General features: G+C 66.6%; 13 protein-coding genes. 5 read left to right on the top strand and 8 right to left on the bottom strand.

The window, feature by feature from the left end; genetic code table 11:
• Positions 1 to 10: 10 nt before the first annotated feature.
• On the bottom strand, positions 11 to 493 hold the full coding sequence (locus OCH239_RS08635) for a lytic transglycosylase domain-containing protein (protein ID WP_037261136.1): 483 nt from the start codon (positions 491 to 493) through the stop codon (positions 11 to 13).
• A 169-nt stretch (positions 494 to 662) separates the two neighbouring features.
• Here OCH239_RS08635 and OCH239_RS08630 point away from each other — a divergent pair, with 169 nt between their 5' ends.
• Complete coding sequence (locus tag OCH239_RS08630) at positions 663 to 1,529, top strand: SDR family oxidoreductase (protein ID WP_037261133.1); 867 nt, start codon at positions 663 to 665, stop codon at positions 1,527 to 1,529.
• 21 nt (positions 1,530 to 1,550) lie between these two features.
• Here the strand turns inward: OCH239_RS08630 and dxs are convergent, their stop codons facing one another.
• The 6 genes from dxs to OCH239_RS08600 all read right to left on the bottom strand — a co-directional run bounded on the left by dxs (position 1,551) and on the right by OCH239_RS08600 (position 6,880).
• Positions 1,551 to 3,479: a 1-deoxy-D-xylulose-5-phosphate synthase gene (dxs, locus tag OCH239_RS08625; RefSeq protein ID WP_037261130.1), complete on the bottom strand. Its 1,929-nt coding sequence runs from the start codon at positions 3,477 to 3,479 to the stop codon at positions 1,551 to 1,553.
• A gap of 52 nt (positions 3,480 to 3,531) precedes the next feature.
• The gene (locus tag OCH239_RS08620; protein ID WP_037261127.1) at positions 3,532 to 4,398 is read right to left on the bottom strand and encodes a polyprenyl synthetase family protein; all 867 of its coding nucleotides are present in this window, start codon (positions 4,396 to 4,398) and stop codon (positions 3,532 to 3,534) included.
• Entirely contained in the window at positions 4,398 to 4,646 is a 249-nt protein-coding gene (locus tag OCH239_RS08615) for an exodeoxyribonuclease VII small subunit (protein ID WP_037261124.1), read from the bottom strand. The genes OCH239_RS08620 and OCH239_RS08615 overlap by 1 nt, the downstream gene beginning before the upstream one ends.
• Complete coding sequence (locus tag OCH239_RS08610; protein ID WP_037261122.1) at positions 4,643 to 5,566, bottom strand: histone deacetylase family protein; 924 nt, start codon at positions 5,564 to 5,566, stop codon at positions 4,643 to 4,645. The genes OCH239_RS08615 and OCH239_RS08610 overlap by 4 nt, the downstream gene beginning before the upstream one ends.
• 62 nt (positions 5,567 to 5,628) lie before the next feature.
• On the bottom strand, positions 5,629 to 6,330 hold the full coding sequence (locus tag OCH239_RS08605) for a response regulator (protein ID WP_037261119.1): 702 nt from the start codon (positions 6,328 to 6,330) through the stop codon (positions 5,629 to 5,631).
• A gap of 37 nt (positions 6,331 to 6,367) precedes the next feature.
• Positions 6,368 to 6,880 (bottom strand): MarR family winged helix-turn-helix transcriptional regulator, encoded by a 513-nt coding sequence (locus OCH239_RS08600; protein ID WP_037261116.1) that lies wholly within the window; start codon positions 6,878 to 6,880, stop codon positions 6,368 to 6,370.
• Between the two features lie 173 nt (positions 6,881 to 7,053).
• Here OCH239_RS08600 and OCH239_RS08595 point away from each other — a divergent pair, with 173 nt between their 5' ends.
• Positions 7,054 to 7,923 carry a branched-chain amino acid aminotransferase gene (locus tag OCH239_RS08595; protein ID WP_037261113.1) on the top strand — a complete coding sequence of 290 codons (870 nt, stop codon included), beginning with the start codon at positions 7,054 to 7,056 and terminating at the stop codon, positions 7,921 to 7,923.
• A gap of 54 nt (positions 7,924 to 7,977) precedes the next feature.
• Here OCH239_RS08595 and OCH239_RS08590 read toward each other — a convergent pair whose 3' ends face one another.
• The gene (locus OCH239_RS08590; protein ID WP_037261110.1) at positions 7,978 to 8,964 is read right to left on the bottom strand and encodes a DNA topoisomerase IB; all 987 of its coding nucleotides are present in this window, start codon (positions 8,962 to 8,964) and stop codon (positions 7,978 to 7,980) included.
• Positions 8,965 to 9,096: 132 nt separating this feature from the next.
• Between OCH239_RS08590 and OCH239_RS08585 the strand changes: the two genes are divergently transcribed.
• The 3 genes from OCH239_RS08585 to OCH239_RS08575 all read left to right on the top strand — a co-directional run bounded on the left by OCH239_RS08585 (position 9,097) and on the right by OCH239_RS08575 (position 12,893).
• Complete coding sequence (locus OCH239_RS08585; RefSeq protein WP_037261106.1) at positions 9,097 to 10,581, top strand: AMP nucleosidase; 1,485 nt, start codon at positions 9,097 to 9,099, stop codon at positions 10,579 to 10,581.
• Between the two features lie 137 nt (positions 10,582 to 10,718).
• Complete coding sequence (locus OCH239_RS08580) at positions 10,719 to 11,006, top strand: HU family DNA-binding protein (RefSeq protein WP_037261103.1); 288 nt, start codon at positions 10,719 to 10,721, stop codon at positions 11,004 to 11,006.
• 204 nt (positions 11,007 to 11,210) lie between these two features.
• Positions 11,211 to 12,893 carry a BCCT family transporter gene (locus OCH239_RS08575; protein WP_051489380.1) on the top strand — a complete coding sequence of 561 codons (1,683 nt, stop codon included), beginning with the start codon at positions 11,211 to 11,213 and terminating at the stop codon, positions 12,891 to 12,893.
• The last annotated feature ends 21 nt before the right edge of the window (positions 12,894 to 12,914 follow it).

Raw genomic sequence — 12,914 nt, 5'->3', positions numbered from 1 at the left:
CACGGCCCGATCACCGCAGTCCGGTTTCCTCGAGCATCCCCTGCCGCTTGGCCTCGTAGTAATAGCCGCGCGCGTACCAGCCGACCGCCTCGTCGTAGCTGTCCGAGAGGAGCCATGCTCCCCGCAGGTACTTCACCGCGTATCTGAGGTTGGTCTCCGCATCGAGGAGGTCGGAAGGCTGGCCGCGGAAGCCCATTCCCCGGGCGGTCGCGGGCAAGATCTGCATCAACCCGTAATAGGGGCCGTTGCGGGCGCCGGGACGGTGGGTGCTTTCGCGAACGATCACCTGATGTACCAGCGGGCGCGGCACGCCGTAGCCGTCGGCATACTTGTTGATGAGCTCCCGAAGCTCTGGCGTCTCGTTCGGATGCAGAGGGATCTGGCGCGGGGCGGCGGCGAAGCTCGCGGTTCCCGACGGTGCATTGATGCTGGCGGTGCCGCAGGCGGCAAGGCCCAGCGTGGCGACAAGGCAGAGCGTCGAAATCAGGCGCATGGGGCATTCCGGATCAGTTGGACCTGAAAAGCTCATAACCTCGGAGTTTCGATCTGTGGTCTTCAGATTGCCGGAAGGCCTTTTGTCGGCGTCCATCCGCCGATGGCGCTATCGCAACCCGGTTCGCGCATAGCTTGCCAAACGGGCATCCGAGCCTCATCGTGAGGCCATGACAGATTCTCAACCTACGCTTTTTGCACTTGGATACGGCTATTCAGCCGAGGCTCTCGCCCGGCGTCTGCTGCCCGAAGGCTGGCGAGTCATCGGCACGACACGGGATGACGACAAGGCAAAGCGGATGGAGGCCGAGGGCGTCGAAGCCATCGACTTCACATCGGAGGCGATTGCCGCGGCGTTGCCGCAGGCCACCCATCTTCTCGTTTCCGTCGGGCCCGACGACGAGGGCGATCCATCCCTCCGGCTCGCGCGGGATGCCATCGAAGAGCATGCCAGCGCGCTGTACTGGGCTGCCTATCTTTCGACCACGGGGGTCTACGGAGATCACCACGGCGCCTGGGTGGACGAGACGACGCCGCTTCTGCCGACCACGTCGCGGGGCGAGAAGCGGGTCGAGGCGGAACACGAATGGGGCACAATCCCGCAGCTTCCGCTGCATGTCTTCCGCCTCGCCGGTATCTACGGCCCCGGCCGTGGCCCCTTCGAGAAGGTGCGGAGCGGCAAGGCGCGGCGCATCGTCAAGCCCGGCCAGGTCTTCAGCCGCATCCACGTGGACGACATCGCCGCAGTTCTGCACGCCTCGATCGAGCGCCCGAATCCCGGCGCGGTCTACAATGTCTGCGACGACGATCCCGCGCCGCCGCAGGACGTGATCGCCCATGCCGCGGAACTGCTCGGGCTTCCGATTCCGCCCGAGGTCCCTTTCGACAAGGCCGAGATGTCGCCGATGGCGCGGAGCTTTTACGCCGAGAACAAGCGCGTCGCGAATGACCGCATGAAGAACGAGCTCGGCGTCGAGCTGATCTATCCCGATTATCGCAGCGGCCTGCGGTCGCTTCTGGAAGCCGAGCCCGCCTGACCGGCGGGCTCGCACACCGGTTCAGGCCCGGCGCTCGCTCATCCGCGCGATGCCCATCACGTCCAGAACCTTGGCCTCGATATCCTCGGCGTTGAGTTTCGCGACTGCGTACATGTCCTCGGGAGAGGCCTGGTCGATGAAGATGTCGGGCAGGACCATCGAGCGATATCTCAGCCCCGCATCGAACACGCCTTCCTCGGCCAGAAGCTGCGCGACATGGCTGCCGAAGCCTCCGACGGCGCCTTCCTCGACGGTGATGAGCCCGTCGTGCTCTTCGGCCAGTTGCAGGATCAACTCGCGGTCGAGCGGCTTGGCGAAGCGCGCGTCGGCGATGGTCGGCCGTATGCCCCGCGCCTCGAGCTTCTCTGCGGCCTCCTGCACCTCCTTGAGGCGGGTGCCGAAGGACAGGATCGCTACGCCCGATCCCTTCTGGATCGTCCGGCCTTTGCCGATCTGCAGCGGCGTGCCGCGCTCGGGCATCTCGACGCCGACACCCTCGCCGCGAGGATAGCGGAACGCGATCGGGCCCTCGTCATGCGCGGCCGCCGTGGCAACCATGTGCACGAGCTCCGCCTCGTCCGCCGCCGCCATGACCGTGAACCCGGGCAGGTTCGTCAGATACGCGACGTCGTAGCTGCCGGCATGGGTCGCGCCGTCGGCGCCGACGAGGCCCGCGCGGTCGATGGCGAAGCGCACCGGCAGCCGCTGGATCGCGACATCGTGCACGACCTGGTCGTAGCCGCGCTGCAGGAAGGTCGAGTAGATCGCGGCGAAAGGCTTCATGCCCCCTGCGGCGAGGCCGGCGGAAAAGGTCACCGCGTGCTGTTCGGCAATGCCCACGTCGAAACAGCGCGAGGGGAACTTCTTGTCGAAGAGATCGAGCCCCGTGCCGTCCGGCATCGCCGCGGTGACGGCGCAGATGCGGCTGTCCTCCTCGGCCTCGCGGATCAGCGCGTTCGCGAACACCTTGGTGTAGGCCGGAGCGTTCGGCGTGGACTTCTTCTGCTCGCCCGACGCGACGTCGAACTTCGCGGTCGCGTGACCTCGGTCGGGGCGTGTCTCGGCGTGTTCGTAGCCCTTGCCCTTCTTGGTCAGCACATGCAGCAGGATCGGCCCGTGCGCCCGTGCCTTGATGGCGCGCAGTACCGGCAGAAGCTGTGTCATGTCGTGCCCGTCGATGGGGCCGAGATAGCTGAAGCCCAGCTCCTCGAAGAGCGTGCCGCCCATCGCCATGCCCTTGATCATCTCCTTGGCGCGCTTGGCGCCCTCGCGGAAAGGCTCGGGCAGGAAGGATACGGCGCCCTTGGCCGCGTCCTTCAGCGTGTGGAAGGGCGCCTCGGTGTAGAGGCGCGAAAGGTAGGACGACATTGCCCCGGTCGGCGGCGCGATCGACATCTCGTTGTCGTTGAGGATGATGATCATCCGCTTGCCCATATGGCCCGCGTTGTTCATCGCCTCGTAGGCCATGCCCGCCGACATCGCGCCGTCGCCGATCACCGCGATGGCGTCGCCGTGGCCGGTGTCGCTGTCGCCACCGAGATCGCGCGCGACCGCGAAGCCGAGCGCCGCCGAGATCGAGGTCGAGGAATGCGCGGCGCCGAAGGGGTCGTAGGGCGATTCCGACCGCTTGGTGAAACCCGACAATCCGTCCTTCTGGCGGATCGTGCGGATGCGGTCGCGGCGCCCGGTGAGGATCTTGTGCGGATAGGTCTGGTGGCTGACGTCCCAGACGATCTTGTCGCGCGGGGCATCGAACACGGAATGGAGCGCGACGGTTAGTTCAACGACGCCGAGGCCCGCGCCGAGGTGGCCACCGGTCTCGGACACCGCCGAGATCGTCTCGGCGCGGAGTTCGTCGGCGACCTGTCGCAGCTCCATGTCGGAGAAGGCCTTGAGGTCGGCGGGCGTGTTGACCCGGTCGAGAAGTGGGGTCTTGGGGCGGTTCGTCATGTCGGGCTCGCGCCTCCTCTTTGCGCGTCGGCTGGATGGGGAGGGGCCGGCATCAGGTCCGCCGTGCGATAGCGAAGCGGGCCGCCTGCTTCAAGCCTTCGGCATCCTCTCCGAACCCAGATAGGGCCGCACAGGCGGTATCGACAAGGTCGGACGCGCGGCGCTTTGCCCCGTCCACGCCGAGGAGCGACACGAAGGTCGCCTTGTTCGCCGCTTCGTCCTTGCGTGCGGCCTTGCCCATTTCGGCGGCGTCGCCTTCGACGTCGAGCAGGTCGTCGGCGATCTGGAAGGCAAGCCCGAGCGCATTGGCGTAGGTCCGGAGCGGAACCGGATCGGCCCTGGCGAGCCGCGCCCCGGCTTCCCCCGCCCACGTGATGAGCGCACCGGTCTTGGCCGCCTGCAGGCGGGTGATGGCCTCGAGATCCAATGGCTTGTTCGAGGTCTCGGCCGCGATGTCGAGCGCCTGGCCGAGCACCATGCCCTGCGCGCCCGAGGCTTGCGCGAGCGTGAAGGCGAGATCGCCGCGCACCTCGGCGTCGGGATGGCAGCCGGGCGCGAGGCAAAGCTCGAAGGCGAGGCTCTGCAGGGCGTCGCCGGCGAGGATCGCGGTCGCGTCGTCCCATTTGCGATGCACGGTCGGCTGGCCGCGCCGGGTGTCGTCGTCGTCCATCGCGGGCAGGTCGTCGTGCACGAGGCTGTAGGCATGCACGGCTTCGATGGCGAGGGCGGCGTTCAGCGCGTCGGGGACGCCATGGAGGCGCGCGCCTTCCAGCACGAGGTAGCCGCGGAGCCGTTTGCCGCCGCTCACCGCATATCGCATGGCCGCGTGAAGGTCGGTGTGCGGGTGCGCCGCGAAGAGCCGGTCGAACCCGGCCTCGATCCGCTCCTGTGCCGCGGCGAGGTCGTCCTCGAAGGCCATCAGAGCCCTTCGACGGCCTTCGTGCCCGTGGGCTGTCCGTCGGCGTCGAGGGTGATCGCGGCGACCTTCTCCTCGGCTTCCTTCAGCTTGGCCTCGCAGCGCTTCTTCAGGGCAGCGCCGCGCTCGTAGAGCAGGATCGAATCCTCGAGCGGCACGTCCCCGCGCTCGAGTTGGCCGACCACGCGTTCGAGCTCGGCCATGGCCTCCTCGAAGGTCATCTCCTCGACGGGTTTCGCGGTCTCGCTCATCGCGCGGCCTCCATGAGTTCCTCGACATGCACGCGCCCCGCGGCGCTCAGCGCTTCAAGATCATAGCCGCCCTCGAGTGTCGATACCACGCGCCCGGAGCAGCAATCCTGCGCCACCTCGCAGAGCTCGCGGGTCAGCCAGCGGAAATCGTCGGTCTCCCATTCGAGGTTCGCGAGCGGATCGTCGGCATGCGCGTCGAACCCCGCGGAGATGATCAGTAGCTCGGGCGCGAAATCCCGCAGGCGCGGCAGAACCTCACCCTCGTAGACGTCGCGCATGGTATTGCCGGTGGTGCGCGGAGGCAGCGGCACGTTCATGATCTGGTCATGCGCGCCGCGCTCGTCCTTCTCGCCGGTGCCGGGCCAGAGCGGCGACTGGTGCGAGGAGACGAAGAAGGCGCGGGATTCGTCCCACAGCAGATCCTGCGTCCCGTTGCCGTGATGGACGTCGAAATCGACCACCGCGACGCGCGACAGCCCCCGGCAGTCGAGCGCGTGTTTGGCGGCGATGGCCGCGGTGCCGAAGAGGCAGAAGCCCATGGATTTTGCCGTTTCGGCATGGTGGCCCGGCGGGCGCGTCGCGCAGAAGGCGTTCCTGGCTTCGCCGGCGAGAACCATGTCCACCGCCTTGAGCGCGCCGCCGACCGCCCGGAGCGCGGAGGACCAGGATCCCGAGGAGAGCCACGTATCCTCGTCGATCGGAACGATGCCGCGCGAGGGAGTCTTGTCCCGGATGCGGTCGATGTAATCCTGCGGATGGCAACGCAGGAGATCGTCCGGCGTGCAGAGCGGTGCACTGATCCGGTCGAGGTCCAGCGGCTGAAGCGCGTGCAGGAGGTGATCGAGCCGCGCGGCGCGCTCGGGGTGGCCGTCGGGCGTGACGTGGGTCAGGCAATCGGCGTGGGTGATGAGGGCTGTCATGCCGGCGAGGTAAGCGCGAATGCGGGGGGAGCCGCAGGGGGGGGGGGCGCCCCCCGCGCCGCTCAGTCCGGCGAGAGCATGTATCCCGCCCCGCGCACAGTCTGCAGATAGCGTGGCTGCTTGGGATCGTCCTCGATCTTGCGGCGCAGGCGGGTGATCTGCACGTCGACGGCGCGTTCCTGGCTCTGGCCGCGGTCGCGGCCGAGATCCTCGACCAGTTGCGTGCGGCTGAGCGCCTCGCCGGGTTTCGCCGAGAAGATCCGCATCAGGTGGCTCTCGGTGGCGGTCAGGCGTACGAGATCCTCCCCGCGCCACATCTCGCCCCGCTCGATGTCGTATCGGATGGGACCCAGCGTGAGCAATTTCGGCGCCATGCTGCTGACGGCGAGATCCGGGATCCGGCGGAGGATGTTGTTGATCCGCAGCAGCAGTTCCTTCGGCTCGAAAGGCTTGCTGAGATAATCGTCCGCGCCGGCCTCGAGCCCCGCGATCCGGTCCTCGGTCTCGGATTTTGCGGTGAGCAGCAGGATCGGCGTCGTGCGCGCCTCGCGGATCCAGCGCGTCAGCGCCACGCCGTCCTCGCCCGGCATCATCACGTCGAGAACGATGAGGTCGAAATCGAGACCCGACAGGATCCGCCGCGCATGTCCCGCATCCCGTGCGGTGCTGACGAGAAAGCCGTTCCGCGCGAGAAACTTCTGCAGCAGTCCCCGAATCCGCTCGTCGTCGTCCACGATGAGCAGATGCGCATCCGGATCGCTCATGCCAGTTCCTCCCGGCGGCCTGTCCCTGCGGCGCGTCTCATGCGCGCCCGTTCCTCATGCCATGATACTGGCGGCGCTGCTCGGAATCCATCATCGCTTCCAGCACGGTGCGGAAGCCCGCCACGGCTTCGGGCCCGGCGTCGCGATACGCCTTCCGCATGCGCGCCCGCTGCGCGTCCGACAGCTGCTGTTCGAGCGCGCGGCCCGCTTCGGTCAGGTGGAGATGGCGCTCGCGCTTGTCGGCGCGCCCGACCCGGCTTTCCACTAGCCCGTCCGCGATCAAGCGCCGGAGCACGCGGTTGAGCGACTGCTTGGTCACGCCGAGAATGGCGAGCAGGTTCTTCACCGTGGTGCTCGGCGCGCAATGGATGAAATGCAGCGCCCTGTGGTGAGCGCGCCCGTAATCGTGTTCCTCGAGGATGCGGTCGGGATCGGCGGTGAAGCCGCGATAGGCGAAGAACATCGCCTCGATACCCTGCCGCAGCTGCTCGTCGGTGAGGAAGAGCAGGGACTCGCCGCCCTGATGTGTCGCGCGTTCGGGCTCCGCCATGCCTTCGCCTCGCGTTTCGCTGACTGCCTATCTGGACGGCACTTTAAGTCAGCTTTGTTGACATTCCAAGGCGCCGATGGTAGCGACTCGCAGTTTTTGCGACAGTTTATGTCCGGTTCGGACGTATGCGGCGCAATAAACGGAAAATCTGGTGGCAGGCAAGGAGAGACGCGATGGCCGGAGCCTATGATGACCGTGACGGCAAGATCTGGATGGATGGCCAGTTCGTGGACTGGCGGCAGGCCAACGTGCACGTCCTCACCCACGGCCTGCACTATGCCAGCTCCGTCTTCGAAGGCGAGCGCGCGTATAACGGCAAGATCTTCCTGTCGCGCGAGCATTCCGAGCGTCTGCACTACTCGGCCAACCAACTCGACTTCGAGATCCCGTTCTCGGTCGACGAGATCGAGGAAGCCAAGGCGCAGCTTCTGAAGGAAAACGGCTTCACCGACGCCTATGTCCGGGCCGTCGCATGGCGCGGTGCGGGCGAAGACATGGGTGTCGCCTCCCTGCGCAACCCGGTGCGGCTCGCCATCGCGGCGTGGGAATGGGGCAGCTATTACGGCGACGCAAAGACCCGCGGCGCAAAGCTCGACATCTCGAAGTGGAAGCGCCCGTCTCCCGAGACCGCGCCGAGCCACGCCAAGGCCGCCGGTCTCTACATGATCTGCACCATGGCCAAGCACGCCGCAGAGGCGAAGGGCTGCGGCGATGCGCTCATGTTCGACTATCGCGGCTATGTGGCCGAGGCGACGGGGGCGAACATCTTCTTCGTGAAGGACGGCGAGGTGCACACGCCGACGCCCGATTGCTTCCTCAACGGCCTGACTCGCCAGACGGTGCTGGGCATGCTGAAGGAGCGCCAGATCAAGGTTCGCGAGCGTCACATCATGCCCGAGGAGCTCGAGAGCTTCGAGCAATGCTGGCTGACCGGCACCGCCGCCGAGGTGACACCCGTGCGGCAGATCGGCGACTACAATTTCGAGGTCGGCGCCATGACGCGCGACATCTCCGACGCCTACGAAGCGAAGGTCCGCAGCTGAGCCTAGGGTGCCCGCGGGCCAACGCGGCTATGCTTGGGGGCGCGACGCTCTGATCTAGCCGCCGAGAAGACGCATCAGCGTGGCCTCCGACTTCCGGAGGCCCGCCTTTTCTTCGGCATCCCTCGCGAGAGCCGCGCGCGCATCGGCGGTCTCTTCCGTCAGGGCGATGACGTCGGGGTGGATGTACGAGTTTCGAGCGATGGTCGGCGTGTTCGCCAGACGCTCCGCGGCCGCCTCGGACAGCGCCTTGATGGTGGGTTTCTCCTGGGAGAGCGCGGTCTCGAGCGCCGCGACCGATCCCGTCCAGGTGCGGAAGGTCTTTGCGGTGACCGCGTCGGTCCCGGTCTGTCCGGCGAGAAAGGCGTTCACCTCGCCGCTCGTCACGCTGCGGGCGACTCCGCTCTCGTCGATCCATGACACCAATGTGGGGCCGGGCAGGTCGTCGAGCCGCGACAATGTCCGCTCGAGCGTCCGGTCCCGGAGCTGCTTGCGAACCCGCATCCCGCCCTTGCCTGGGAAGGCGAGGCGGATCGCGTCCCCGTCGAGGTCGAGATGTCGGGGGCGAAGCGTCGTCGCGCCGAAGGTGCGGTTCTCTTTTGCGTAGTTGGGGCTGCCGATCCGGAGCCCGGCCCGGTCGAGCAGCGCGAGGATCGCGGCGATGGCAAAGCCGTGATCGCCCGCCTCGCCCTCGCGCAGGTCCCGCAGGATCCGGCGCCGGAGCGCCGGCAGGGCCGATCCGAATTCGGCGAGGTGATCGAACTTGGCCTTGGCGCGAAAGGCGGTCCAGTCGGGATGGTAGCGGTATTGCTTGCGGCGGCGCGCGTCCCGCCCGGTGGCCTGCAGATGCCCGAGAGGCTCGGGGCAGATCCAGACATTCTCGTAGGCGGGCGGGACGGCGAGCGCGTCGAGCCGCTTGCGCTCCGCGCCGCGGGAGATGCGCGTTCCGTCCGGCGCGATATAGCTCCAGCCGCGCCCTTTCCGCTCGCGCCGGATGCCGGGCGAAGTGTCGGGATAGTAAAGGAGATCCTGCACGCTCTGCATGGGCGAGGAACGCCGGTCCGGCACCCCGGTTCCGGAGCCCGAAGGGCGACCGGATGCCGCGCCTCCTCCTTCGTCTTGCGGCCGGTGGGGGGAGGTGTCACGTTGCGCGCGAGCAGTGATGCGAGGCCCCTCATGCAGGACATTCCCGGCAATCTCGAGATCCGGACCCCCGAAACAGGGGCGCCCGCGCTCTTCGACGACGCCGATGCCGCGGTCGAACAGCTCTGCGCGCTCTATGACGAGGCCGTCGGCTTTCTGACCGAGGCCTTCCAGGAGGCGATGCGCACCGGGCATCCCTGGCTGCGCTACCGGGCCTTCTATCCCGAGGTGCGCATCACTACCACGAGCCATTCTAAGCTCGACAGCCGTCTGTCGTTCGGTCATGTCGCCGCGCCCGGCACCCATGCCGCGACGATCACGCGCCCCGATCTCTTCCGGGAATATCTGCGTCAGCAACTGCAGCTCCTGATGGCGACGCATTCGGTGCCGGTCCAGATCGGCCCGTCCACGACCCCGATCCCGGTGCACTTCGCGGTCGCGGCGCGCTCCGAGGTGACCGTCCCGCAGGAGGGCGCGGCGGAATTCCCGCTCCGCGACGTGTTCGACGTGCCCGACCTCACCTCGACCAACGACGACATCGTCAACGGCACCCATGCCCCCGATGCCGACGGCACCGAGCCGTTGGCGCCCTTCACCGCGCAGCGCGTCGACTATTCGCTTGCCCGGCTCGCGCATTACACCGCGACTGCGCCCGAGCATTTCCAGAACCACGTTCTCTTCACCAACTACCAGTTCTACGTGACCGAGTTCGAGGCCTTCGCGCGGCAGGCGCTGGCGGATCCCGAGAGCGGCTACACCAGCTTCGTCTCGACCGGGAATGTCGAGATCACCTCGCCCGACGAGGTGATCGAGCCCGTCCTCAAGATGCCACAGATGCCGACCTACCACCTGAAGCGGAAGGGCGGGGCGGGGATCACGCTCGTGAACATCGGGGTCGGGCCGTCCAACGCCAAGACGGCGACGGACCACATCGCGGTGCTGCGCCCGCACGCCTGGATCATGGTCGGGCATTGCGCGGGCCTCAGGAATTCGCAGTCGCTCGGGGACTTTGTTCTCGCGCATGCCTATCTGCGCGAGGACCGCGTGCTCGACGACGACCTGCCGGTCTGGGTGCCGATCCCGGCGTTGGCCGAGATTCAGGTCGCGCTGGAAAGCTCGGTCGCGGAGGTAACAGAGCTTTCGGGCTACGACCTCAAGCGGGTGATGCGGACGGGCACGGTCGCCAGCGTCGACAACCGCAACTGGGAACTGCGCGACACCCGTGGTCCGGTGCAGCGCCTTTCGCAGTCGCGTGCCATCGCGCTCGACATGGAAAGCGCGACCATCGCCGCGAACGGCTTCCGCTTCCGAGTGCCGTACGGAACGCTGCTCTGCGTGTCCGACAAGCCCCTCCACGGCGAGCTCAAGCTCCCGGGCATGGCGTCGGATTTCTACAAGACGCAGGTGGCCCGACATCTCCTGATCGGGATACGCGCGATGGAGCAATTGCGCGACATGCCGCTTGAGCGTATCCATTCGCGCAAATTGCGCAGTTTCTACGAGACAGCCTTCCTCTGACGGGCCGTGACGTGCCGGAATCGGGCAAAGACACGCGCATTTACACTGGTGCAACGCAATTTCTTGTGTTTCCAATCAAGATAGAGTTAATTTGGCGCAATTGGACCCAACAGGCGGGTCGACAAGGAGACCATGAAATGGCCAAGGCGATGACGAAGACGCAGCTTGTCGCTGCACTTGCGGAAGAGATGGGCAGCGACAAGAAGACCGCCGGCACGGCGCTCGACGCGCTGACCGGGATCATTACCAAAGAAGTTGCAGACGGCGGCGCCGTGACCCTGCCGGGCGTCGGCAAGATCTACTGCCGCGAGCGCCCCGAGCGCATGGTGCGCAACCCTGCGACCGGCGAACAGTTCAAGAAAGAGGCCGACAAGCAGGTCAAGGTGACCGTGGCGAAGGCACTGAAAGACAGCGTCAACGGCTGATCGATTGGCATCGAGACGATGCTCTAGAGGCCGCCCACGGGGCGGCCTTTGTCATTCCGGGAACATTGTTGCGCGGAACATGTTCTGAAGAACTCTTTTATGTTGACGCGGAACCGCGGCGACCCCCTCGGGTTCCCTCCCTCATAAGCCGGTCCTGTCGACGCGGTCCGGCAAGCCCTTTTTCAGGCTGCATGGAGAGACCACATGGACGACCTCGCCCGCCGCCTCGGCCTCCGGACCGATCCCGTCATCTTCTTCTCGTCCGCGATCTTCATGGTCGTGTTCGCGCTCGTTCTGATCGTCTTTACCGGACCGATCGGCGATGCGTTTGCCGCGGCGAGGACCTGGATCGTCACCAATCTGGGGTGGTTCTTCATACTGGGCGTGAACGTCTGGCTCGGTTTCCTGATCTGGGTGTCCTGCAGCCGCCACGGCCATATCCGCCTTGGCGGGCGCGATGCGCGACCCGACTATTCCAACATCTCCTGGTTCACGATGCTCTTCGCGGGCGGCATCGGCACGATCCTGATGTTCTGGGGCGTGGCCGAGCCGATGAGCCATTTCGCCGAACCGCCCCTTCCCGGTGTGGAGCCGCACTCCCGCGAGGCGGCGCAGGATGCGATCTCGATCGCGCTCTACCACCTCGGTCTGCACACCTGGACGATCTTCACGCTTCCCGGTCTCGCCTTCGCCTATTTCATCTACCGCTACCGCCTGCCGGTGCGTGTCTCCTCGGTCTTCTATCCGCTGCTGAAGGAGGGCATCCACGGGCCGATCGGCAAGACCATCGACGTCATCGCGATCCTCGGGACCCTGTTCGGGGTCGCGGTGTCGCTCGGCCTCGGCTCGAGCCAGGTCGCCGCCGGTCTCAACGAACTGATGGGAACCGGCACCGGCCCGACGATCCAGATTCTGATCGTGGTGGCGCTGACCGCGGTCGCCGTGACCTCGATTGTCGCCGGTCTCGACAGCGGTGTGAAGCTCCTCTCGAACGTCAACATCGGCATGGCCGTGGCGCTGATGGTCTTCGTGCTGATCGCCGGCTCGACGCTGTTCCTGCTGCGCGGGATCGTCGAAACGGCGGGCCTGTACCTCTCGAACCTGCCGCGGCTCGCGTTCTGGAACGACATGCTGGCGGACCGGGACCCGTCGACCGACGGCTGGGGCTGGCAGGGATCCTGGACGGTCTTCTACTGGGCCTGGACGGTGACGTGGTCGCCCTTCATGGGCCTCTTCGTTGCGCGGATCTCCTACGGCCGCACCATCCGCGAATTCGTCATGGGCGTCCTTCTGGCGCCGTCGCTCTTCACCCTCGTCTGGTTCGCGATCTTCGGATGGCAGGCCATGGGCTTCGACGGCATCGGCGAGGCGGCGCGGCAGGCGATGGGCGATCAGGCCGGACAGCTCAGCCAGGCCGTGGCGGATTCCATTCCGCTTGCCATGTTCGCCTTCCTCGAGAACTTCCCCGCGGCGACGCTGCTCCAAGGCTTCGCGGTCCTGATCGTGGCGATCTTCTTTGCCACCTCGTCTGACTCCGCGTCGCTTGTGGTGGATATGCTCTGCACCGGCGACACCGATCCCGGCCCGTCGCGGCAGCGGGTGTTCTGGGGTGTCGCCGAGGGGACGATCGCGGTGCTGCTGATCATGCTGGCGGGGCAGGCGGGTCTGACCGCGCTGCAGCAGGTGATCACGGTGGTCGGTCTGCCGGTCTTCTGCCTCGTCTTCATGATGATCCCGTCGATGGTGCTCGGGCTCATGGAGGAGGACATCGACTACATCACCGTCGGAAAGCGCCCGCAGCCTTCGGACCTGCATCCCGAGGAGAACGCCGTGTCCTCCTACGACACGGCGCGCAGCGGCGGCACCGAGGCCGCTCCGGCGGAATGACCGCCTGACGCCGAGGCGAAA

This window comes from Roseivivax halodurans JCM 10272 (assembly GCF_000521785.1).
Lineage (GTDB): Bacteria > Pseudomonadota > Alphaproteobacteria > Rhodobacterales > Rhodobacteraceae > Roseivivax > Roseivivax halodurans.
This window is presented reverse-complemented; position numbering and strand designations above follow the sequence as displayed.

Bases quoted from the DNA above. Each gene is read 5' to 3' on its own strand.
- OCH239_RS08635 (WP_037261136.1), bottom strand. From the start codon at position 493: ATGCGCCTGATTTCGACGCTCTGCCTTGTCGCCACGCTGGGCCTTGCC.
- OCH239_RS08630 (WP_037261133.1), top strand. From the start codon at position 663: ATGACAGATTCTCAACCTACGCTTTTTGCACTTGGATACGGCTATTCA.
- dxs (WP_037261130.1), bottom strand. From the start codon at position 3,479: ATGACGAACCGCCCCAAGACCCCACTTCTCGACCGGGTCAACACGCCC.
- OCH239_RS08620 (WP_037261127.1), bottom strand. From the start codon at position 4,398: ATGGCCTTCGAGGACGACCTCGCCGCGGCACAGGAGCGGATCGAGGCC.
- OCH239_RS08615 (WP_037261124.1), bottom strand. From the start codon at position 4,646: ATGAGCGAGACCGCGAAACCCGTCGAGGAGATGACCTTCGAGGAGGCC.
- OCH239_RS08610 (WP_037261122.1), bottom strand. From the start codon at position 5,566: ATGACAGCCCTCATCACCCACGCCGATTGCCTGACCCACGTCACGCCC.
- OCH239_RS08605 (WP_037261119.1), bottom strand. From the start codon at position 6,330: ATGAGCGATCCGGATGCGCATCTGCTCATCGTGGACGACGACGAGCGG.
- OCH239_RS08600 (WP_037261116.1), bottom strand. From the start codon at position 6,880: ATGGCGGAGCCCGAACGCGCGACACATCAGGGCGGCGAGTCCCTGCTC.
- OCH239_RS08595 (WP_037261113.1), top strand. From the start codon at position 7,054: ATGGCCGGAGCCTATGATGACCGTGACGGCAAGATCTGGATGGATGGC.
- OCH239_RS08590 (WP_037261110.1), bottom strand. From the start codon at position 8,964: ATGCAGAGCGTGCAGGATCTCCTTTACTATCCCGACACTTCGCCCGGC.
- OCH239_RS08585 (WP_037261106.1), top strand. From the start codon at position 9,097: ATGCAGGACATTCCCGGCAATCTCGAGATCCGGACCCCCGAAACAGGG.
- OCH239_RS08580 (WP_037261103.1), top strand. From the start codon at position 10,719: ATGGCCAAGGCGATGACGAAGACGCAGCTTGTCGCTGCACTTGCGGAA.
- OCH239_RS08575 (WP_051489380.1), top strand. From the start codon at position 11,211: ATGGACGACCTCGCCCGCCGCCTCGGCCTCCGGACCGATCCCGTCATC.